This is a genomic window from Sporosarcina sp. FSL K6-5500 (assembly GCF_038005665.1).
Classification (GTDB): domain Bacteria; phylum Bacillota; class Bacilli; order Bacillales_A; family Planococcaceae; genus Sporosarcina; species Sporosarcina psychrophila.
Map to the genome: position 1 here is coordinate 4132122 of NZ_JBBOTP010000001.1, position 21927 is coordinate 4154048.

23 protein-coding genes are annotated in these 21927 nt (G+C 36.3%); 4 read left to right on the forward strand and 19 right to left on the reverse strand.

Going from position 1 to position 21927, the window contains the following annotated elements:
• Positions 1–2 precede the first annotated feature (2 nt).
• The 5 genes from dapF to MKX62_RS19710 form a co-directional block, all read right to left on the reverse strand.
• Positions 3–914 (reverse strand): diaminopimelate epimerase, encoded by a 912-nt coding sequence (dapF, locus tag MKX62_RS19690; RefSeq protein ID WP_338656615.1) that lies wholly within the window; start codon positions 912–914, stop codon positions 3–5.
• Between the two features lie 13 nt (positions 915–927).
• Positions 928–2166, reverse strand: a complete 1239-nt coding sequence (locus tag MKX62_RS19695) for an LL-diaminopimelate aminotransferase (protein ID WP_338656613.1) — start codon at positions 2164–2166, stop codon at positions 928–930.
• Between the two features lie 247 nt (positions 2167–2413).
• Entirely contained in the window at positions 2414–3202 is a 789-nt protein-coding gene (locus tag MKX62_RS19700; protein ID WP_338656611.1) for an AraC family transcriptional regulator, read from the reverse strand.
• A gap of 444 nt (positions 3203–3646) precedes the next feature.
• On the reverse strand, positions 3647–4150 hold the full coding sequence (locus tag MKX62_RS19705) for a GNAT family N-acetyltransferase (RefSeq protein WP_067209475.1): 504 nt from the start codon (positions 4148–4150) through the stop codon (positions 3647–3649).
• A gap of 235 nt (positions 4151–4385) precedes the next feature.
• Positions 4386–5534: an MFS transporter gene (locus MKX62_RS19710; protein ID WP_340742144.1), complete on the reverse strand. Its 1149-nt coding sequence runs from the start codon at positions 5532–5534 to the stop codon at positions 4386–4388.
• 117 nt (positions 5535–5651) lie between these two features.
• On the opposite strand from MKX62_RS19710, the gene MKX62_RS19715 reads away from it, so the two are divergent.
• Entirely contained in the window at positions 5652–6521 is an 870-nt protein-coding gene (locus MKX62_RS19715; RefSeq protein ID WP_340742145.1) for a LysR family transcriptional regulator, read from the forward strand.
• Positions 6522–6650: 129 nt separating this feature from the next.
• Here the strand turns inward: MKX62_RS19715 and MKX62_RS19720 are convergent, their stop codons facing one another.
• A complete protein-coding gene (locus tag MKX62_RS19720) occupies positions 6651–7850 on the reverse strand; it encodes an MFS transporter (RefSeq protein WP_340742146.1) in 1200 nt (399 codons plus the stop codon).
• 662 nt (positions 7851–8512) lie between these two features.
• The gene (locus MKX62_RS19725; RefSeq protein ID WP_338656604.1) at positions 8513–8755 is read right to left on the reverse strand and encodes a hypothetical protein; all 243 of its coding nucleotides are present in this window, start codon (positions 8753–8755) and stop codon (positions 8513–8515) included.
• Positions 8756–9133: 378 nt separating this feature from the next.
• Between MKX62_RS19725 and MKX62_RS19730 the strand changes: the two genes are divergently transcribed.
• Both MKX62_RS19730 and MKX62_RS19735 read left to right on the forward strand, forming a co-directional pair.
• On the forward strand, positions 9134–9373 hold the full coding sequence (locus MKX62_RS19730; RefSeq protein WP_340742147.1) for a hypothetical protein: 240 nt from the start codon (positions 9134–9136) through the stop codon (positions 9371–9373).
• 178 nt (positions 9374–9551) lie between these two features.
• A complete protein-coding gene (locus tag MKX62_RS19735) occupies positions 9552–10169 on the forward strand; it encodes a cupin domain-containing protein (protein WP_340742148.1) in 618 nt (205 codons plus the stop codon).
• A 352-nt stretch (positions 10170–10521) separates the two neighbouring features.
• Here the strand turns inward: MKX62_RS19735 and MKX62_RS19740 are convergent, their stop codons facing one another.
• Both MKX62_RS19740 and MKX62_RS19745 read right to left on the reverse strand, forming a co-directional pair.
• Positions 10522–10764, reverse strand: a complete 243-nt coding sequence (locus tag MKX62_RS19740) for a hypothetical protein (protein ID WP_338656601.1) — start codon at positions 10762–10764, stop codon at positions 10522–10524.
• A 91-nt stretch (positions 10765–10855) separates the two neighbouring features.
• A complete protein-coding gene (locus tag MKX62_RS19745) occupies positions 10856–11098 on the reverse strand; it encodes a hypothetical protein (protein WP_338656599.1) in 243 nt (80 codons plus the stop codon).
• Positions 11099–11705: 607 nt separating this feature from the next.
• On the opposite strand from MKX62_RS19745, the gene MKX62_RS19750 reads away from it, so the two are divergent.
• Positions 11706–12341 carry a pentapeptide repeat-containing protein gene (locus tag MKX62_RS19750; RefSeq protein WP_187044895.1) on the forward strand — a complete coding sequence of 212 codons (636 nt, stop codon included), beginning with the start codon at positions 11706–11708 and terminating at the stop codon, positions 12339–12341.
• Positions 12342–12719: 378 nt separating this feature from the next.
• On the opposite strand, the gene MKX62_RS19755 is transcribed toward MKX62_RS19750, so the two are convergent.
• The 10 genes from MKX62_RS19755 to MKX62_RS19800 all read right to left on the reverse strand — a co-directional run bounded on the left by MKX62_RS19755 (position 12720) and on the right by MKX62_RS19800 (position 21878).
• Positions 12720–13157 carry a GNAT family N-acetyltransferase gene (locus MKX62_RS19755; RefSeq protein ID WP_338656598.1) on the reverse strand — a complete coding sequence of 146 codons (438 nt, stop codon included), beginning with the start codon at positions 13155–13157 and terminating at the stop codon, positions 12720–12722.
• A 139-nt stretch (positions 13158–13296) separates the two neighbouring features.
• A complete protein-coding gene (locus MKX62_RS19760) occupies positions 13297–13653 on the reverse strand; it encodes a hypothetical protein (protein ID WP_340742149.1) in 357 nt (118 codons plus the stop codon).
• Positions 13654–14224: 571 nt separating this feature from the next.
• Positions 14225–14551 (reverse strand): MazG-like protein, encoded by a 327-nt coding sequence (locus MKX62_RS19765; protein WP_340742150.1) that lies wholly within the window; start codon positions 14549–14551, stop codon positions 14225–14227.
• Between the two features lie 127 nt (positions 14552–14678).
• Positions 14679–14897: a hypothetical protein gene (locus MKX62_RS19770; RefSeq protein ID WP_067209539.1), complete on the reverse strand. Its 219-nt coding sequence runs from the start codon at positions 14895–14897 to the stop codon at positions 14679–14681.
• 1505 nt (positions 14898–16402) lie between these two features.
• Positions 16403–16639 carry a hypothetical protein gene (locus tag MKX62_RS19775; RefSeq protein ID WP_340742151.1) on the reverse strand — a complete coding sequence of 79 codons (237 nt, stop codon included), beginning with the start codon at positions 16637–16639 and terminating at the stop codon, positions 16403–16405.
• 81 nt (positions 16640–16720) lie between these two features.
• Positions 16721–17107 carry a hypothetical protein gene (locus MKX62_RS19780; RefSeq protein ID WP_187047894.1) on the reverse strand — a complete coding sequence of 129 codons (387 nt, stop codon included), beginning with the start codon at positions 17105–17107 and terminating at the stop codon, positions 16721–16723.
• A gap of 484 nt (positions 17108–17591) precedes the next feature.
• A complete protein-coding gene (locus MKX62_RS19785; RefSeq protein ID WP_338652378.1) occupies positions 17592–18944 on the reverse strand; it encodes an IS1182 family transposase in 1353 nt (450 codons plus the stop codon).
• Between the two features lie 89 nt (positions 18945–19033).
• Positions 19034–19717, reverse strand: a complete 684-nt coding sequence (locus MKX62_RS19790) for a class I SAM-dependent methyltransferase (RefSeq protein WP_340742152.1) — start codon at positions 19715–19717, stop codon at positions 19034–19036.
• 76 nt (positions 19718–19793) lie between these two features.
• Entirely contained in the window at positions 19794–20276 is a 483-nt protein-coding gene (locus tag MKX62_RS19795; RefSeq protein WP_338656588.1) for a GNAT family N-acetyltransferase, read from the reverse strand.
• Between the two features lie 1371 nt (positions 20277–21647).
• On the reverse strand, positions 21648–21878 hold the full coding sequence (locus MKX62_RS19800; RefSeq protein ID WP_231885671.1) for a DUF3953 domain-containing protein: 231 nt from the start codon (positions 21876–21878) through the stop codon (positions 21648–21650).
• Positions 21879–21927: the final 49 nt, after the last annotated feature.

Genomic DNA, 21927 nt, shown 5'->3' on the forward strand with positions numbered 1-21927 from the left:
ACTTAGATCCTCCCCTTTTGTCTAAAATCATTGCCTTCATCGATTACTGAACCATTAATATAGGTGTCTCTCCCCAATTCTCCATGGCAGATATATGTTGCTTTACCTCTTTTCCAAATGTGGCCATGTTCATCCCAACTTACCGTCAAATCTCCTCCAGGTAGATGAACGGTTATCGGAAGATGTCTATCCAACATATCGTTTAATGTGGCAGCTACTACCGCAGCGCAAGCCCCTGTTCCGCAAGCCATTGTTATACCCGATCCACGTTCCCACACTCGATAATCAATTTCTTGGCTGTTCTTGACATGAACAATTCCGACGTTTATTCGTTCCGGGAACAAATCAGAGTGTTCAATTACAGGACCTATTTTATCTAATGGCACTTCATTCACATCATCAACAAACATGATTGCATGTGGATTCCCAATCGATACATAAGTCATGTAATACACATCTCCTCCAAAAGAATGCGGTTCATTTATCGCTACCGAGAATGGATCTCCTTGCATCGGTATCCTATTTTTTAGTAGTTTGGGCTCGCCCATATCAACAGTTACATACTGCACGTACTTTTCATGGTCTACATCTACTTCCAAACGCACCACCCCACCCAACGTTTCAATTGTAAAATGGGATGTTGTAGCGTACTTTTGATCAAAAAGAATCTTTGCTACACAACGCAATCCGTTGCCACAATTCCTTGCTTCCGATCCATCCACGTTAAAAATTCTCATTTGAAAATCTGCTATATCCGAAGAGCCTATTATTATTATGCCGTCAGACCCGATACCGAAGTTCACATCAGATACTATTTGAGCAAGCTGATTATAGTCTTGGTAGTCCATTTCAGTTTCTAATTGATTGAAAATAACGTAGGAGTTTCCCAAACCATGCATTTTAGTAAACAACAACTTTATCCCCCCCTTAAAAGATGAATTTGGATGTACTCAACCTCGCTTTGATTTCAGTGATTACTCGTTGCTCTTCTTTCACTCCTTTCGCTTGAAACGTAACCGAAAATCGCACATAGTGTCCGGCATCATCCCATGGAACACTGGATATTAAATGTTCACGTAATAAATATTGGCTAAACTCTTCCGCTGACTGAAAGTGAGGACCGCTTGCTACCGCTTTTGGTATCTTTGTATATAAGAAAAATGATCCTTTCGGTTTTTTAACATTAAAGCCACACTCACGTAAAACTTTTTCCAAAAGATTGTGACGCCGTGAATACTTAGCTACAGTTTGTTCTGTAATTTCTGGATGAGAAAGGGCAAATGCCGCTGCTTTTTGTATGGCGATAAATTGACCAGAGTCAATAGTGTCCTTCACTGTCTTAATCACTTTGACAAGTTTCGAATTTCCTGCCATAAAACCAATGCGCCAGCCTGTCATATTGAATGATTTCGATAAGGAATGAAGCTCTATTCCAACCTCCTTTGCCCCGGGTACAGAAAGGAAGCTTAACGGCTTTTCATCATCGAATACGAGAGCAGCATAAGAAGCATCATGCACAACGATCAATTGATTTTTCTTTGCAAATTGGACTACTTCCTCAAAGAATTCTACAGTTGCTACAGCCCCTGTTGGGTTGTTCGGATAATTCAAGTAAAGTAGCTTCGCTTTCTTGAGAATACCCTCATTCAATGAATCTAGTTTTGGCAGAAATGAATTACTCTCCAATAGCGGCAGATGGACAATTTCTCCTCCGTAGTATTCTGTGTGAGTGCCTAAAATAGGATAACTGGGCGATGGCATAAGTGTAATATCACCAGAATTGATGAAGGCTGCAGGAAGCATCGCCAAGGCTGACTTTGATCCGATCGAATGGTTGATCTCGGTTTCTGGGTCGAGGTCATACACTCCAAATACATGTTTCATATATTTGGCAGCTGCATGCTTCAACTCAACTATCCCATTATCCGCATACATGCGATTTTCAGGCTTCTTTGCTTCTTCTGCCAATATTTCCACAACTGCTTCATCTGCCATTGCATCAGGCTCTCCAACGCCAAGATCGATCAATTCCATATGAGGATTTGCCTGCAATGCTTCTTTTTTTATTCTTTTTATTTTTTCAAATTTATAGATTTCCTCTTTTAAACCAAATTGCGGACCCCCTAAACGGTCTGCAAACAGTTGTTGTATATAATCAGCTGACATATCTATTCCCCCAAAACATTCATGACATTTTGCTTATGATGTACTCATTACATTCAATGACTACCTCCATACTTCTTGAATAGCCCAACCTACCTCTGTTCTCCTCTACTATTTGAATTCATTTTCTACTTTTATAATATCGATTATTAAATGGAATTGATTTAGACTTATTGCTTAAACATTTGCACTTTTTTAGTGATACCGTAAATTTGCAATAAAAAAAGCCAAGCATAAGAGCCTGGCGAGTTTAACGAATTTCTGAAGGGTTTTTACCTGTGTACTTTTTAAATTGTCTGCTGAAAAAATGGAGATCGCTGTATCCAAGGACATACGCAGCTTCTGTCACTGTCATACCTGAATAACGGAGTAAATGTTCCGCTCGTTCAATGCGCGAACGAATGATATATGATCTAACCGTATGGCCAATTATTTGTTTAAACTTCAGAGAAAAATATCTTGGAGAAAGATTGGCTCGAGCTGCTAAACTTCCAATTGAATGTTGTTCACCGGGATGCTGCTGAATATAGTTAGCTATTTCCCGAACAGTTTCCAGCAAGATATTGCTCGTGTAAGCCATTTGCTCTACCTTTTCTTCTTCTGCTCTCAATAGGTGAATCATTAGTTGCTTTAAGATGAGCTTTGCCTCTATTTCCATTCCAAATGTTTTCACTAATAACAAGCGAACGTATTGAGTTAAGAGTGATTCAAAACTGAAAGTATTTTCAACCATCCGATGGGCGGTAGGGACCAATTGTGGTGTTTCAGTTAAGTCGAAATGAATATAGGTTAATACTAGGGGGTCTTGGGGATTATGCGTGGCAGTTGTCACGTCTCCATGTTTAAAAAGAAAACAGTGCCCTTTTTGTATATCATAAGACTTTCCGTTTAGTACCAATATTCCTTCACCGCTCCAAACATAAAATAAATCATAATTAGGGAACGGTTTATCGCGCTTTTTCCATTTCCAAGTCGGCTCACAATGAATAGTGGCAAATGCCGGTTTCAAAATAAATTGATCCGGATTCAAATCTAACATGCAGCACCCCCTTATTTTTCAGCAAACCTTTTTAGGTAATTCCTAATAATGCTCGTCTACCTTTTGTCTTCGTTTAACTCTATGTAACCATATTCGATAAAACTCGCTAAAATTACTATCAACAGTGTATTCAATACAGTCTTGAATGGATAGAAATCCTTTACTTGCTATTATATGTCGTAGATGTACCGCATAAAGCTTCCAAGCACAGATAGCAAGTAGGTATGAAAAATTTGCCCATCTTGAGGTGATTGTCAAACTGTTTTTTAAAGCAACAGTATTTCAACCGTTGATACATACGCGCGACGGTAACATAAAAAGCGAAATCAGAGTTGCGCGTGAAGCATAAGGGACTACTCTATCACGAAATAGGAAAAAAAGAAAAGAGGTTTTAGAGATTTTTTTATTATCAATTCATTATAGTTCGTAGATTATTTATAACTTCTATATCCTATATTCATAATAAAGTTCTTCTTGCTCTGTATCTTCAAACCATTTCATGCATTTAAAAGGAAATCCAATCTTTTCTAATACTTTTAAAGACCCTTTATTCTCTGGACTTGCAGAAGCAGTGATAACCTGTACTTCCCCATGATTTATGGCGATTTCTACACAAGCATACGCCGCTTCTGTTGCGAAACCTTTGCCCCAAGATTTTTTACTATAATGATAAATTAATTCCACATCGCTTAATGAATTCACACAATTAAATCCAGCAGCACCTATAATTTCTTTAGATTCTTTATCTTTTACTGCGTACACGGATAAACCGTTAATTTCATGACATTTCCTATAGCCTTCGATAACTCGGCCCAACACATCACTTGAAGAAGCACCATCGCATAATGCCATCACTTCTTCATCACCCCAAAACTTTTTCACTGAATCTAAGTGAGAGTCATTAAACACACATAGATATAAACGTTTAGTCTCATATATAATTTCCATTTTTTTCACCTACTTATTTATTGTTAACTCAATTTCTGTGATTTTATCAGCTTTGGTAAATGTTATTGTTGATTTTTCTCTCCAATTTTTCACAGTTAAACGTAGCTACTATTCTAAATTCTACCTTCTTATTGTAGAATCACAATAAATAGAACAACATTAAATTTTCACAGCGCCAAATCAATAAATCAATTCTTCATATTTAAATAGCCTCTTTCAATACAATTTAGCAATTTCATCCTTCAACTTGTTCAGTGTTCCCTATTTTTAAGATTGTGAAAAGCATTACACATAAAATAATCAATAGTCCTCCCAATGCTGGAACAAAATTATCAAAAACATCAATTGTTAATCCAATAAATGCAGGACCGAGGGCCCCGAGTAGATAACCACCAAATTGCATCATCGCAGACCAAGACACTGTTTCTTCACTATTTTTGGCCTCTTGAATAGGTAGAAGTAGTGCCAAAGGAAACAAACCACCAGCCCCAATACCAAGGAAAACTGTAGCTATCCACGGAGAGTAATTTAGCAGTAAAATCAAAATCCCTACTATTTCTGAAAAACTACAGACTAGTAACCAAACTTTTCTATTACCCGTTTTGCTAACGAGTATAGGTAGTAAAAAGCTTATGGGAATTTGGATTACTGTAAATAGAGTCAGAATCAAACCGGATTGAGAATAGCTGAAACCCATTGATTGTACGATTGGTGCTAACCAAGCTGTTAGCGAATAAAAGATAGCCGCCATGCATCCAAAAAATAACATGAATAATGTCACCCTTTTATTTTTTACAAAAAAAGCTGAAATAGGCAGGGTATCTGTACTCTTTTCCGCTTTTTTTAGAAGTGGAATAAGTAGTAAAAATGCAGGAACCGCTAATATACTCCAGAAACCTAATGCGTGTTGCCAAGATTCATTCATCCTCTGGTATGTAGGCACAGAAAGACTGGATGCAACCGCTGCACCAATCACCATTGACACGGAATAAACCCCCATTAAACCATGATTGTTGGGAAAGTATTTTTTTATAAATCCTGTAATTAATGGTCCAGCAATCCCTATTCCAATCCCCGAGAATAAAGCTGTCGCAAACAACAAAAAGCTATTATGAATGAACATACGAAGGAATGTAGCAACGAATATCAAAGTCATTGCTATAAGCAGAGACTTCTCCATTCCCAAACGCTTATTTAACTTAATGGCCAATATGGAAAATAGCCCCATACAAAAAACCGGTAGTGCGGTTAGTAAACTAGCTGTCACCCCGCTCATACCTAAATCCGTTTGGATGATATCAAGTAAAGGCCCAACAGAAGTAATCGACGGTCTTAAATTTAATGAAACAAAAAATATAATCATCACAAGATAAACAAAACGCATGTGAAACATCTCCTTCATTAAGCATTGCATTCATTGTATATTTGCGCTTATAATAGTTCAATACTATTTTTTCTATACAAACCATAGCTGTAAGCTATCATAAAAGGAGCATGTTAAATGGAAATCAGGCAGTTACACTATTTCCTTATGTTATGCAAAGAACTTCATTTTACTGAAGCTGCCTACAAACTAGGTATTTCACAACCAACCCTAAGCCAGCAAATACGGGTATTGGAAGATGAATTAGGCCTACCTCTGTTCGATCGCCTTGGAAAAAAAACCGTTAAGACCGAAGCAGGTAATCTCCTTGAGCACTACGCATTGCAAATTGTTCAACAACTAGAAAACGCAAAAAATGCTATAGAAGATCTTACAAATCTGAATACCGGTCACTTACGTGTAGCAGTATTACCATCCGATCTTGATTATCGATTAACAGCATTACTAATCGATTTTCACAAAGAATTTCCAAATACTAAAGTGCAAGTGATTCCATCGATTGATATTTTAAATAAGGTGTTAGAAAATGAAGTTGATATTGGTGTTGGACTAGCGATTCAACCAGACAGTCGTTTAAATCGCATCCCTTTTTATACCGAATCGTATAGTCTTTTCGTTACTAAAGACCATGAATTAGCAGACAAAGGTATTATCTTGCCTGCTGACTTAGAAAATCTGCCTTTAGTTATGTATCCGAAGGGATTCTCTGGACGAGATTTGATTGAGACTTGGTGTTTAGGTCAAGAAATTGCTATCGATGCCCTGTTGGAAACAGGATCAGCCACATCTTTGTTTCAACTTGTAAAAGCAGGGATTGGGGCTACTATTCAACCTAGTCAACTAATTGAAAGTTTCCAATCACTCGGTATCCGTGCTATTCCAATCAAGGATTCCCCTACTAGGAACTTAGAGATGTTTTATCGTACTGATAAATATTTAAGTCAATCTGCAAAAGCATTCTTGAACCGAATGGAAACCTTTTTTTAATGTAAAAATACCATTTAAATGTTTATTTATAGCTGAAGTGTAAAAATAGTTCTATTCTAAAAGCTCTTAAATTGAATAAACCCCACAAAGAACATATTTCTCTGTGGGGTTTTCACTCTATTTACTTCATTATTCTTCACGCATTTTTTTATCGCCAATCATAAACGTCAGGATGAGCATCATCACATACAGTAACATGATAATGCCGAACGTATAATGATGGTTCGCCGTCCCGTCATAAACAACTGCAATCAGAAGAGGCAATAATCCCCCTATGATGAAACCGCCTGTTTGCATCATTGCAGTCCAAGAACTTGCTTCCTCAGCTGTCTTTGTCTCGTCAAGTGGTAAAAGAAGTGCTATGGGGAATAAACCGCCAAGTGGTATCCCCATGATGAATGCGCCTGCCCACATGAGTGGATGGATCCCTGTCCAGAACAGCGCGACTGCGAGCATCCCCGCAATAAGCATTAGCATAAGCCAAAACTTTCGTGCTGGAAAACGCTCCATCAGCAAAGGTAGGAGAATGTTTAAAAAGATTTGGACCGTCGTCATAATGCTAAGGAGAGTTCCCGCCTGCAGCAATGTCATTCCGGAAGAAATTGCAATTGGCGCGAGCCAAGTAATAATTGAAAAGAATGCAGATGACTGCAAACCGAAAAATAGTAAGAATAGCCATGCCTTCCGTGTTTTCCATGGGGATCTCACCTTTTTCTGTTTCCCCTTTACGACAACGGAATCGAGTTGACGTACTTCCATGTTCCCTCTCATTGCTAAAAACCAGGCAACTAGACCGAGAAGTGCTAGCATGGACCAAATACTAAGTGCAAACAAGTAGGATCCTGTTCTATCAAAAAATACAGCCGTCAGTCCTGCACTAGCTGCAGACCCGACCCCCATCCCGAATGAATAAATTCCGATAACAGATGCAGCGCGGTCCGGGAAATACTGCTTGATCATTGCGGAAAGGAGTGGCCCGATTACTGCAATAGCGATACCTATAAGGAAGGCTGTTCCGATTAGAATTAAAAAACTGGAAATGAACCCGCGTAAAGCGGTCATTAGTCCAATTAGTATAAGCATTGCATAGATTGTATACTTCAATCCAAATTTCCGGTTCAACACCGGTGCCATTGAGGCAAAAACGCCCATACAAATGACAGGTACCGCCGTCAATAGACTCACCTGTGCATTAGATAACGTCAACTGCTCACGAATTGTTTCAAGCATGGGCCCAATGGAAGTGATAGCTGGCCTCATGTTAATGGATATCGCAAAAATCGCGAAAATAATAAGAAATGCGTTTTGTTTAGTTACTTTTTTAGACATTTACTCGTTCCTTTCTTTCAGTAAAACAAATAGCTCTGGGCGTTCATTGCTGAGGGAAACTCTGGTCATCCCCCTAAAACGGACAAAGTAGGGTATAGTCTAGTCTATGCAAGAACTCTAATTATCCTATCTAGGATGGAAGGTTTTCTTCTCCATATTGATCAAGGAACTGTCTTTACATCACTTCAACACCATAAACAATCAAAGAAACTTGGCTTTATTCCAAGCATGTCAAGAAGAGAAAACTGCTGGGACAACACTGTAATGGAGAGTATCTTTTCACACTAAAGTGGCATGTAACACTAAATAAAATAAGCCGTCTTACAATTAAATAAATCTTCATAGACGGCTCTTTGTCATGCGTACCCAAGTGGTTCGCTATTTTTTATAATTCGAGCTTTCTGTCTAGCATAGCAAACCGTAGATTTAAAATAATAATTAGTGTGTGGTGCTACAATCACATATCCCAGTGAAAACACAAAATAACCAAACATTCAATAGAGTGTCTAGTTTACATTCTATCACGTTATGAGGGTAGTGTTGCGAATAGTGCCATGTGTGTATAGCTAACCGGAGTACTTATCCACTATAGCAAACTCTATTATTAATTCCGCCATTACCAATCCCCTCCCAGTGTTATACGAGAGGAATTCGGACTTTTTTCATTGCTCATAACTTCTCTTTTCAAACTTATATGCTGAAACCTTATAATCAATAAATGCACCAATGAACCCTATAGGTATACCGCCTGCAGAGGTTGAAAGTAAAATAATAAAAAGATCTACCCTCCCTACTTTTTGGTACAAAAAATAGAAGACTAAAACGGTTCCAATTGCTGTGAATATCACCGTGAAATAATAAGTTATATTCACACATTCTTCCTCTCCCGTCAATTTCTCACTCATACCATACCCTCATTTCTTGGAACAACAATAATGTACTTTTATTATTCACTTACTTTTGTTGTTTCAATCAATTTAGGCATGATATCCGTATTATCCTCACTCGGAAATACGTGCGCGATATGCGTTTGATATGTTTGCTATTAAGTTTATCGGATTCATATATTGCTCTTTCGCTTAATGTTCAAACTGCGTATTAAACAGTTTTCATAATGTGTTCCGATTGCCTCTGTGGTACTATCATTTAATACATAATGAAAGGAACTAAAGCCATGATTATATTAATACAGTTGATCAGCTCAATACCCAGCTTGTAGGGCGTGCTGCAACACCCCTTGACGTGCCTTGCAAGCTCGGGTTTCTCCAAGGGAGCTGATCCAAATGAAAAACCGTTCCAAAGCCTATACTCGCCATCAGCGAGAGAGAATCATTCAAAGAAAATGGGCAATTCTAAAAGATGCTCTGCAACGAGAAGGCGAGTCCATGCCCGTGCGTGGAACATTAAGCAAAGGAAAAGTCCATTGTTCTTGTAGAATGTGCTGCTATGAACAGTATCATGGCATCCCAAAATCTAAACATAAAGCACAATGGGCAGCGATGCAGAAGGAAATAGACGATTAAGTCTATTTCTATTTTTAATGGCTTTTTTTATTTCACATAATGTGTCCACTGTTTATCGGACCGCACATGTATCAGCGCAAGAAAGTAAATGACCCTTCACACTAAAGTGGATTCATACATATCCTGTAAAAGTATGCTACCAATGCATATTTGACATCATATAAGGAAGGATGTACTTATGAGTTCGAATATTGATTACACTTCACCAGCAACTCAGTTCACTTTTGACGTAAATGACAGTCCGATTTTCAAAAAAGACAATCAAAATTTTATTAATGTGTTAGGTATCAAGCAATTAAACACATTAGAAAATGTGTCATTACTTGATATCTTTCTTAGCGTTGGCAATGTCATCGAGCCACATTACCATCAACATGCTGCAGAGCTTGTTTATTGTATTTCTGGAGCTTGTACTGTTTCATTTCTGAATCCTTTTACAAAAGAAATCCAAAATTATCCTATTACCCCTGGGCAAGTTGCAAACGTGCCGCAAGGATGGTGGCACTATATAGTAGCTACTGCTAATAACACTCATTTTTTAGGTATTTTTGATGCACCAACTCCGGAAGTAATTCTAGGGTCTGACCTCTTAAAATTAACGCCTTCGAATATTATGGCACATACCTATTGTATGGATGAGAGTCAATGGAAAAAAGCAATTGCTCCCGTTGAGCCTTCTACATTTATCGGACCCCCAAAGGACTGTAACAGAGTGAAAGAAACCACCTCATATCCAGTCCCACATTCTGTAGAGCAATACGCCGACCAAATGTGTCCATATACTTATCAAAAATAACAATTTATCGTTCTTTCTCTTTGAACGCGTCCATCCCATTCATTACTTTACTTGATGTTCGAATTGGCGACCTCCTCACTAATCTGTGGACGGGTCGCTCTAGCTTTGTTCAATTTAACCTTCTCACTGACAACGAATCGAGCTGCTGACGATTGTGTCGGTCATTTTTTCACTTCACGTTGAACTTCTTAATAGTTCTACTCCAGACTGATAATCCTCTTTTCCTGGGCCTGTACTATATCCTGCATGTTCTTCCCCTCCACTTGTCTCCTCACTCCCCTTTTCTCTATTTATGGGTAAATAAAAAAGAACGCCCGGATAGACGTTCTTGTTAATCGATTAATGCATACAGTTATTTGTTTTTTATATAGTCCATCCCTTGCGTTGTTATTGCTAATACTAGATTATCTGACCCTTGCCCACTGTCTATGGCATATTCCTTTTCGATTAGGTATTCAATAGCCAGTTTGCTGTTTACGTCTGCATTTATCATTGCTTTGGGTAATTTATAACTTCCTCCATTATTAGCGAAATGATAATCATAAAGACTTTGTAATAGTATATCTGATAATTTATTTCTTTCTTCATTAGTCATATGTAATCCCTCCTCTTCCTTCTACCATTCGACAAATGAGGAAGGAATCCTTTAAATAAATAATCGCCAGTGATGGACGAACGTTATAGTATTACTCGATTTCACTTAATTTCAATTCCGTAAAACTTTTTCTGATAATTTCTTCAGAATAAAAATTTATTTTCCCACATTCTGTAACCTCTTTGTATTTTACTCGGTAGCATTTATTGCTTATCCTAACAATGTCCGCATCCATCATCAATTGCGCAGTTTGAAAATCAACAATTCCTTCACTGCTCCCTCTAGCTCCCAGTCCAAATTCAGTAATAGCATAAACTTTGACAGCCCCACTCATAAAACCACTCCTCATATATCTAACACTTTAACACTCTAACACCTTAATGCTTAAATACTATAATATCCGACAAAAAAAGGAATATCAATCCTAATAAAAGGATTCAGATTGGTCATAAAAAATACACCTCTCAACCTAGGTGTTCGTTTGTTGTAGAAATAGAATCAAACCAAGATATTTTATAGAATTGATTAAAGCTGAAAATCATATCACCTTGACTATGGTGACATAGTAATTCAGGTTCCCCCTTAATGATTGCATTGAGTTCTGTCTTTTCGCTCGCAGGTCTTTTAATTTTCTACCATCATCTTCAGACACATCTTGCCCAAATACCCATAACTTTCTATTCTGAGTATCCATCGATAACAAAAATTAAAGTAAAATGAATACTTTATTTTCTTGATGTTGATAAGTTAGCGTTGGAGAAACTTCGCGTATTTAACTGAATCTCGCCGTTAATTTAAGAAAAGCTCCTAACGTTGCACACAGATTCCCTTAAAAATATAGTCTTTTATAATAATCAATAATAGCTTAGAGTTGCTATTCAAGGGATGAAGTTCTTTCCTTAAACAAATGCACAAAATTTATATTTGAGAGAGGTAGTTAAATGAAAATCGATTCACCAAGAATACCAAACGATTTACCTACAATCAATTTCCAAGATATTTTTTACCAAGAAGATCCAGAACTTGAATTATGTATAATTAATGATTCCTTTTTTGCTAATGAAGTGTTGCATAGAGTGCGATTATCTAAAATGTCTTTAAAAAATTGTAAGTTTAACAATACTAATTTTAGTAATATCGACATTACTGATGTTATTTTTGATAACTGCGATTTTTCAAATGCTAACTTGAGTAGTTCTTCTATACATAGGACGGTATTTAAAAATTGTAAATTATTAGGTCTGGATTTTACAGAGTCTCGATTTGGCAATGTTGAGTTTGATAATTCTTCACTGAACTTAGCCTCATTCGGAAATTCAAAACTAGAAAAAGTTAAATTTCTAGACACATCATTAGTAAGCTCTGATTTTTATGATTGTATATTTAAAAACGTCGAATTTAGATTATGCAACATAAACAGTGCAAACTTTGAAAAGACACCACTTAAAGGAATCGATATTAGTAATTCTACTTTTGAATCACTTACAGTATCTCTAGCAGATCTTAAAGGCTGCAAAGTGAGTTCTTTCCAAGCAATTCAATTTGCTTCTCTATTAGGCTTGATAGTTACTGATTGAATTTATTCTAGTTATATAATTAACTTTGCCAACTAAACTTAGACAAAAAATGGCCATTATAAAATCCCATTCATCATAGTCGTTAGCTGACTAACAATAAGAGGAATTTTTATAATGGCACACCACTGAATATCATACAAAAACGTAAGATGTTTCTTCTATAAGATTGATGTAAGGCCCCTTTAATTGGTTTTGCATAGAAAACAATTAACACGGAATGATACTTCTCCAACCTGTAGCACATTTATTATGCACACTAGTTTCCTCTTTTCACCAAACGCACAGAATGAATGCTCTTATTCCGAACAAACAAGAGAAGACCGTCAATAGACAATCTTCTCTTGTTCAACTATTACATCCATTAGTGAAATATCATATTTATTTTAAAGTTGTTTTAAACACATAACTAGTTTTGGCATACTTCATTTTATCCTCATAAAAACGGTGTGCATCTGTACGCTGTAATCCTGAAGATAAAGAAACACTTTCATAATTATTTTCTTTTGCCCATTCATGAACATATGTAAGTAGTTTTTCACCGTATCCTTTTGAACGTATAGTAGTATCTGTAACCAAGTCACAAATCCAAATAAATCTGCCACTAGAAAGTGTTATCATCGGCTTCAAACCAGTAACTGCAACAATTTCACCACCATCTAGTAAAGCGAACATTTTATATCTATCATTCTCTTGCGCAGCAATTACTATTTCAAGATAAGTATTTTCATCCAAGTGAGTTCGTAACTGCTTCATAACAGGAAATGCTTCAATAATTTCATTGCGTGATTGAAGTTCTTTAATTGTTAACGTATCCATAAGTGGAAACTCCTTTCCAATTTTTCGCCGAATTGAATCTAACATAGTTTTTCGTCTACCTTACTTATTGAAGAAGAATCGGCTATTCTTAAAGATTTTATCCTTTTTCCAACTGATGCTCCAGTAAGTTGAATAAGTATTAATTTGAATAAGCCCTAATTAAAAACACAAATACTATAATCATAATGAATGAAATAATATTTATTAAACAGCTACCACTTGGTGCACCTGTGGTTGCTTGTGCCCACGTATTATTTAAAGTGCTACCTGGATTTTTCTGTTGTTCTTTTGCCTTTAATCTCTCTCTTTCTTTTTCTTCTGCAGACATATTACCACCACACCCATTACATTTTTTATATTTACTACTATCAATAATTTGTTTATCCTTTTTTGATAATTCGTTATTAGTGAATGATTCATCATTATATTTTCGACAAGGATAATTTGCAAGGTCACTTTTCATTAATACGATTAAGTTGTTTCTATCGTAACGCATTTACATCTTCCCCCACACTTGTAATTCGACTTACAGTGAGGAAGTCCTCTTTTTGGTTTGATATTACGCAACTTTTTGCTTAACGTAAAAAAGCGACCCAGCCACAATTTCAATTTGTGGACAGGTAGCTTTGGTTTTGTACTTATTTAACCTTCTTATGGATAACTAGGCAACGTTGACACAACAGTGTTCTCGGATTGTCCATATTAAAGACTGTCAATAGACAATCTCCTGTTGTTCGACTAATGCGCCTGCTAACAATACATATAGCGCAAGGCCAGAGCTACACCATAGAGGATGAAAATGTGTGCTGAACGGGTATTGGGTCGATCTACTATGATGGGCAGAGAAGCCCTGGCTCCAACGACCACAGTGCATCACAGACTGTCGTTCCCAATATTGGCAGCACTTACGGGAGATCAATCCTACTCTGGTTACTGCCCCAGCCTTGCCTATATTCTAGGGTGGGTGGATGTATGGGGATGATTTTTCATTTACCTATCCATTCCATATTATCATTCTTATAGCTCAGCTTTTTTGGTTATGCGCTATTATCAATAAGCTTATTAGCTCAATCCCCTATTTTCTTTTCGGTTTTGGTTAAGAATTTTTCCAATGCTTCACTAATATCAATATCCGTGCGGTCAGCCAAATTAATCAGCCACCACATACATTCACCAAGCTTATGTTCAAGTTCAGATTCAGTTTCTCCATTTGTTGGCCAACGCCCCTGTTGAGACATTGTTAGACGACCTACCAAACCAGCATCTGTCAGGAAAGCTAACGCATCTTCTTCTACTGTCCATTCTTTTTCATAATACTGTCGTTCCAAATTATGGTAGGTTTTTCTTATTTGTAAAGAACGTTCAACGGCTTCACTAAAATTCATATTTTTCATTTTGCTTCCTTTCTTTTATAGACATGTATGGTTCATCTGTTTGTATTTTGATAAGGGCATCTATCTTACTCCCATAAAATAAAAATAGCGCCAATTTCTCTTTAATAGAAATCAGCACTTCATTTATTCACTCTACGCTGCGTGATGCTTTTGGCGGTTGGCACACGTCACATTTACGTTGGTTATTATTATTAAATTTCGTAAATGTTTTTTCAAAGTTGCTACCACATGCACATTTAAATTGTAACTTTTGAGAAAAACCGAGATATTCAGTCGTTAACAACTTACTTTCCGAATTTTTCTCAACAAATTCTCTAATTTTATCGATCGTCCATCGTTTAATCATTCTCTTACACCTCCATATTTTATCTATAGGCGGAGGCTTTTTTTGGGCATCCGTTCAATTATGAGTTAAAGTCGTAATTATCCTAAGCTCCTCATTATAACATGAGCTGACACACAATCAAACAGATGGAAGGGATCTTATTTAACGAATCAGTCCCGCCAGTTGAATAAGAACAGAGCATTGTTCTTTATTCGCCCATATTTATACGAATACCACTTTATAATCAATGGATTTATGGTTGATTCTTAGATTGATCAATGCCTTTCTTGGAGCACCAATACCACCAAACAATTCAAGTATTTTATTCACTACTTTCACCTGTCACTTGGTTCCCCCATTCGTTTCTTCTTTGTACTGATCACTCACCTTTAATTGACTTTATGTCATACTCCTTTACGAGTTAAAAAGGGAGGGATATCCAATAGGGTCTTTCACTCCGATATTTATTTTCATTATTTATTTGGTTATTATCTGGTTCGTTATCAGTTTTATCAATGTCCAAAAAGAACGAAATACTATACTTAAAGAAATTCCAAACAAATTTAACGGTAAGAAGACAGAGTGTATTTGTCTCTTTTCCTACATTTAATGTTCGTACCGTGACTCAATTATTATTGAAACATTTGAAACTTATTGGTTTTACATACGTAAATTAGATAACTCCCCCTATAAATGTTGATGCACCAACGGTTATCACCATTTTTCAGAGTGCCAAAAAATATTTTTCAACCTTCCTAGAAACACATAATGTAATTTGTGTTAAAAATTGCGAGTATGGTAGTACGCTTCGCCGAAACCAGTTCTAATAACTGGTTTTAATCCAATATGTTATGCACATTGGATCTCTGCGTTTTCTTATGTCGACGTACCCTTCCAAGTCTCTTGACATCATGTACCCACATTCCTTCGTTCCTTCGTTCCTTCGTTCGGTCTATTCATAAGGCAGAGGCCAGCGAAGCTTATATTTAGAAAGTTGGTGTTCTACTTGTTTATATCAGAGGTAACTAACAAAGTTATAAATATTTTCCTTTTACTTGTATTGATATATGTAATTCTATTCCTCCAAAACGGAAGTATACTGATGAAAGCGTTAGCAGTCTCTATATTCTCAGTTAGGATTTTATATGACATCTACCAAATAATAAAAATTAAGAAACCAAAAGCTGATTAAACCTAATCGGCTTTTTTTTATATGCGCTTTGTTTGTACTGTGTGTTACCTTCTTAGTTCTTCAATAGGGAATCCGCGTTTTATAAAGTCTTTAAAATCTTCAAACTTAGACCTATAACAGAGTTCCAAATATATCAAATGTAAGTCCTCTCCGCTTAATTCAGTATGAAAGTATTTATTGAGTTTTTCTACCAACCTATTAGCTTGTTTCTTTTCTAAACCCTTGCCAATCTGACGACAAAGATTAAATACAACTACCATTTTCACATTCTTTTATATCCGCATAAGTGTTGCTTGCTACGTCTATAATCAACTCGTTGTACTGGTTCAAGACGTTAATTCCATAATTTTGCATAAACCGAAAAACCTCGCTGATTTTCTATATCTTTAACGACTCCTGTAAATGATTCATACCGCTTATGGGCAAATATCATGATTCCAACTTCTACGGCGAATTCTATTGATTCACCAATTCTCCCGCCAACTTCAAGAACATATGTTCCTATTAGTTTTGGGCCTACCGCTGCAGCCTTTGATTTCGGTGGTTTTGGAAGTGCTACCATTTTCATCATTCTTTCTGTACCAGTCTCTTAATTCCGCTAGGTGTTCCCTAAACATCAGTGATATGGCCAACTCTTCAGCGCTCTGATCAATCACGTTGTAGCAACTCCCCTTATGCCTTGATTTTCTACCATTGCAAAATAAATACCAATCAATTCTTCCGTCCTGTTACGTAGCCGTATATTCAAGTAGCGTCTCTTGTCCTCATAGCCGCCATGAATAAATGCATACTCGGTGAACGTCCCATCTTTTCCCCTTTTAATTAACTTCATGTTTTTTCTTCGTGCATAATTATTCGTTTCTGCCAATTCAGCTCGAACGGTCTTTAACGCACTTTCAACGATATAGGTGTAAGGTCCTTTCAACTTGAATGAGCTTGTTTCAATCACTTCTCGGTCTCTCTCCAAGATACTTATAATCATCGGTAAATAAATCATATTCTCGAAATACGGTAATGCTTCTCCTGGGATTAACGGCATTAGATCACCATTCTTTCTTTATATACGATGGGAACAAGCGCCAGCACGTTATCAAGTGTAAATTTCTGATTGGGGTTACGTAGAAACACTAGGCATGGAATGATACCTCAGCGACCTGCAGTACATTGATTCTTCGTTTGCTAATTAGATTCGTCTGCAGCCATGTATATCCATATCTAGGGATTCGTCATATTCAACTGACTTAATTAACCGATTGCGTACATTCGTTCCCTGTCTTGATTCATTATACCGAATAAACGTTCGTCTAGCAAGCAAATGTAAGACCGTCAATAGAAGATCTCTTTTTGTTCAACTAACGCTCCCGGTTATTTCAAAAACTATTTCATTTGCATTAAGCTTGTCCACAAAAACTCTTCTCCGAAAAATTCACTTGGTTGAATCAATTTCATAATGCGTACTTTTAAAAAATCATAAAGAAACAGAATTTGAAATGATTTCTTAAAAAAACGAATGAAATAGACGATTATGCTGTTGCGGATAGTTGAAGCTGTGTAAGACGATCAACTGCAAGTTTACTGGCATTGTATGCAATATGAACCAAGTCGAAATGAACTTTGGCTTTGACTCCGGTACAATGATAAATCTGATCTAGCAGAAAAAAGCCTTTTAGATAAGCATTTACACGTTCAACGGAACTTCGTTCCTTATAAATTTCATCCCATTTCATTGACCCACGTGCTGGTGCTGTGTAACGTCTTAGATCGCCAGAAATTTTCTTTTTATAGATTTTCTGACATAAACTGTCGTTAGCTAATGGGCAGTCCTTACATTCGTTTGGCCGTGTGTATTTCAACGTTTTGTACTTCGCATCGAAGCTATCATAACGATAGGAATGTTCCCGCACGCATGTGGGTGCGAAATGCTCATCAAAGCCTATTGGCTCGGGCTCGTTCTTCTTATTATAAGCAATGATAGATTGCGCTCCATTACGATAAATCTGTTCATAAATTGGTTGGTAGTCGTAACCAGCATCCATTGTCACATGTTTTATTTTCAATAACGGAAGGCGTTCTTTAGTACCTTTTAATAATGGGATTGCAGCTTTTCCATCGTTAAGATTACCAGAGGAAAACAGAGATTGAAGAATGTATTGGCTCTTCGTCCCAACTGCCAGATGACATTTGAATCCGTACCAAAATACGTTTTTCCCTTCACTGTTCTTCTTTATTCCCCACTTTGGTTGTGTGGGAACTGAGGAACGAAGTTCCTTAAGCGGTATATCAAGTTGGTATTCAATTTTCTTTTCGTAAACCGGAAGATTCGCTTCTATTTCGGCTTTATCAATTAGCCATTGTTCACGTTCCTCTTTCTTTTTACGCCCTCGTTTTTGGGGTTCTTTTTCAACCTTATCTGATTTATATGGAGCACGATCACGTGCTTCTACATGCGTTGCATCAATGGCTATCGTTTCATCTGAGACGAAACCTTCTGATATAGCCTGAAGAAGTAGGCTTTCTTGAACAATTTCTAACGCATCAGAATCGCTAATCAATGTGATCATACGTGAATAAGAAGCTTCGGATGGGATTTCATCTGATACCAAGAATCCACAATCAACTTTAAATCGTAAGTCTGTAGAGAGACGTTTTACTAAGTCTTTAATAAAAGGAATACGCTCGGTGATTCGGATGATCAATGAATAGATCATTGCAGAGTAATTAAGCGATTGTTTAGGTCCGAATCTAGACTTTTTCATTACTACGTCAAGGATCGGATGAATCTCAATACCGGATAAAATTGAATTAAATCGATGGGTAGGTTCCAAATCAAATAAAACTTTCATGTCAAACAGGCTTTCTTGTCGTATAATAGGCATAGAGCATTTCTCCAGTCTGTTAATGTGTGTGTCAGAACTCTCATTATACAGGATTTGGGGAGGTGCTCTATTTTCTTGCCGTTTTATACTTAGAGCCGCAAGGGCTCAGAGATATGAAATTGATTCGGTTGAGTAATCTTTTTCATTCTCCTGAAATTAAGGATGTCAAAGTCCTTTGCTAATACTTCTTTAAGTCTCTTTTCTGTATAACCTATACCTTTATTTAAACTACCCGCTCTATAAAATTCCCAATCAGAAGTATCTAATGCACCATCTGTATTGAAGCACACCAAACCAAAATAGCCATTTGGTTTAAGTGCTTTTTTAATTACTTCTAAATATGATAACCGCCTATGTGGCGCTAAATGATGAAGTAAACCACAATCGTAAACAAAGTCATATGAATTAGGTTCAAAGGGAAAACTAAATAATGAATGGCAATAAAAGTTTATATCTACTTCATCTTTTCTTGCCCTTTCCATTGCCCAATCAATAGCATTCTGTGAAATATCTAGAGCATCCACTTTACAACCTTTTTGAGCCATATAAATAGCGTTTCTACCTGGTCCACAACCAATTTCTAGTACACGAGTTGGATTTAGACCATTCTCGTAATACTCAACTAAGTTCTCATCAGGACCTTTTATTTTAAAGAATGGTATTTCCTTATCACGATTAGAATAAAAACCTTCCCAAAATTCTCTAGGTTCTCTTAATTGATTATCTAACATATTTAATAAATCATCGTAATTTAAAATAACTTCTTTCGTCATTTTGACAACCTCTTCCTTTTAGTTATGCCGAAAAATAAGTAATTGGAATAGTTAATTAGTTATTGATTACCACTCTTTAATTGATTATTTTTTTATTGTTAAGATCAAACTTGAAAACATCAATTTTTTGACCTTTATCATCTGTAATAGTCTCGACAAAACTCCATCCTCTATCTCGATAGTAATCTGAAGCATTTTCTGTTCTTAAATATAATTCTTTATAACCTAATTTCTTTATAACTTTTAAAGTTTCAGTTATCAGCTTTTGCCCTACTCCTTTACCCCGATGCTCAGGTTTTGTATATAAAGAAGCGAGCCATGGTTTGTACAATTCCCGTTCCTTTAAATCATTTTCAAATATTGATATAGTACCTGTACACTCGTTTTCTTCTATTGCAATTAAAGTAATTGGAAATCGTTCGGAATTTGTATTTGAAAAGTATATACAGACTTCTTCAAAAGTCATTTTACTACCTGTATTTACTACAAATTCTTTATATATCATATTTGAAACATCATTAACATAATCAGACCGGTTCGACAATAAATCAATAAGCATTATTATCCCCCTCGTATTTCTATACTTCTACAATAACTGATTGTTGTCCTAATCTCCCCAATAGTTGAAGAAAAACAGAGCATCGCTCTTTATTCGTCCTGATTCATACGAATACCTTTTTAATTCGACAAACAAAAAAGGCACCCACTCTACTCTGTATGATTAAAGACAAGAAATTGTACATGATGTTTTATTACATCATAGATTGTTTATAATGTTACACATATTATTAATATGCACATTACCAAAAGGAAATTTTAGAGGTATACATTTTTATTTTACAATTACAAAGTGCTTACTCCCCTTTTTTAGTGGCTAGAGGAAGAAATTAACTATCGGGAAAACCGGGTGGGATGGAATGAATCGGAAGGAAAGATACGAGTAGCTGTTGAGGATTATTTGCTGCATGAAATGAGCTGTAAGGTTCGTGATAAAGATCGTTTCGTTTTATGAATTTAACAAACAAACGCCCTAATACCATTGATTAATAGCGGTTGAAAATACATTGTGAAAAATCAAGAGCGATGGGTAACTAATCAATTTGAGCAGTTCAAATAGAAGCCGCTCACTCTATAAGAGGGTCAAAAACCTATCTTGGAGCAATGTATAGGCGTACAGCAGCACGGAAAGGAAAAAAACGTGCAGGTATTTCTGTCGCCATGCCATTTTGAAGATTGCCTATTATCTCTTAATACGCAAAGAAATTTATGTAGACTTAGGCGAAGATTATTTCGACAAACAAAAACAACAATCCATTGTACGGTATTCTGTTCGAAGGCTCGAAAACTTAGGGTACAACATTACAATCACTGAACCAGAAGTCTCCTAATCCAACAAATAATCTGAGTCAGGAACTAGACGCTGCACTCTTTTTTAAAAAATATTGAGCAGTATCTCCTTTAGTGTTGTCATTTTTGCGAAGTTTGGCGTTTAATTTTCATTGGAGTTCAAGTAAAAAAGGAGATGCTTTAGCAACTCTATGATCTTCCACTTAAGCAGCCTTTCTTTAATGGAATAACAATGAATTGAAAAGTTCTACCAGAGAGGTTCTTCTTCATTGCATAATTAATAAATGAATGGCATATGAACGGTTGCTAAAGCCAGCAAAATAACATTGATTCCTATAATACTAGAATAGGATAGATGCGAAGTTAATAAAAAGAATTGAATAATAAGGACTGGAAGATATAAAAGAGAAGCACGTACCCTTTATTTTGCAGATAAATACTGGACACCTTCACAATAAGGACATCTCAAATTGATTCTAAATACCTGAGTGATCGTGTCTTTCCAACTCCATTTCCGACCACAATTCTGACAAGTTGGTATTTATACAACTCCCCTCTTTATTTAGTATCCTGCCCCGTAAGCTTAAAAAGTGTAAATGGCAACAAAAAATAAAAATGCTGCTGCAAGGATAAAAGATATCGCACTTGTTTTCTTTTTTGCTTGTAGTTCCGAAATCCCCGTAACCAACATAAACACACCTAAGAACAACATCATATATGGCATAAACTCAAAGTTTTTAGTAATTAGACCATAACCTGCTAATGCTATAACAATAACTGATAAGATAACTTTTATTATTTTCAATATTTCCATCTCCCCTATTAAGCCCCTGTACAATTTCTTGTTTAATCATATTATTTCG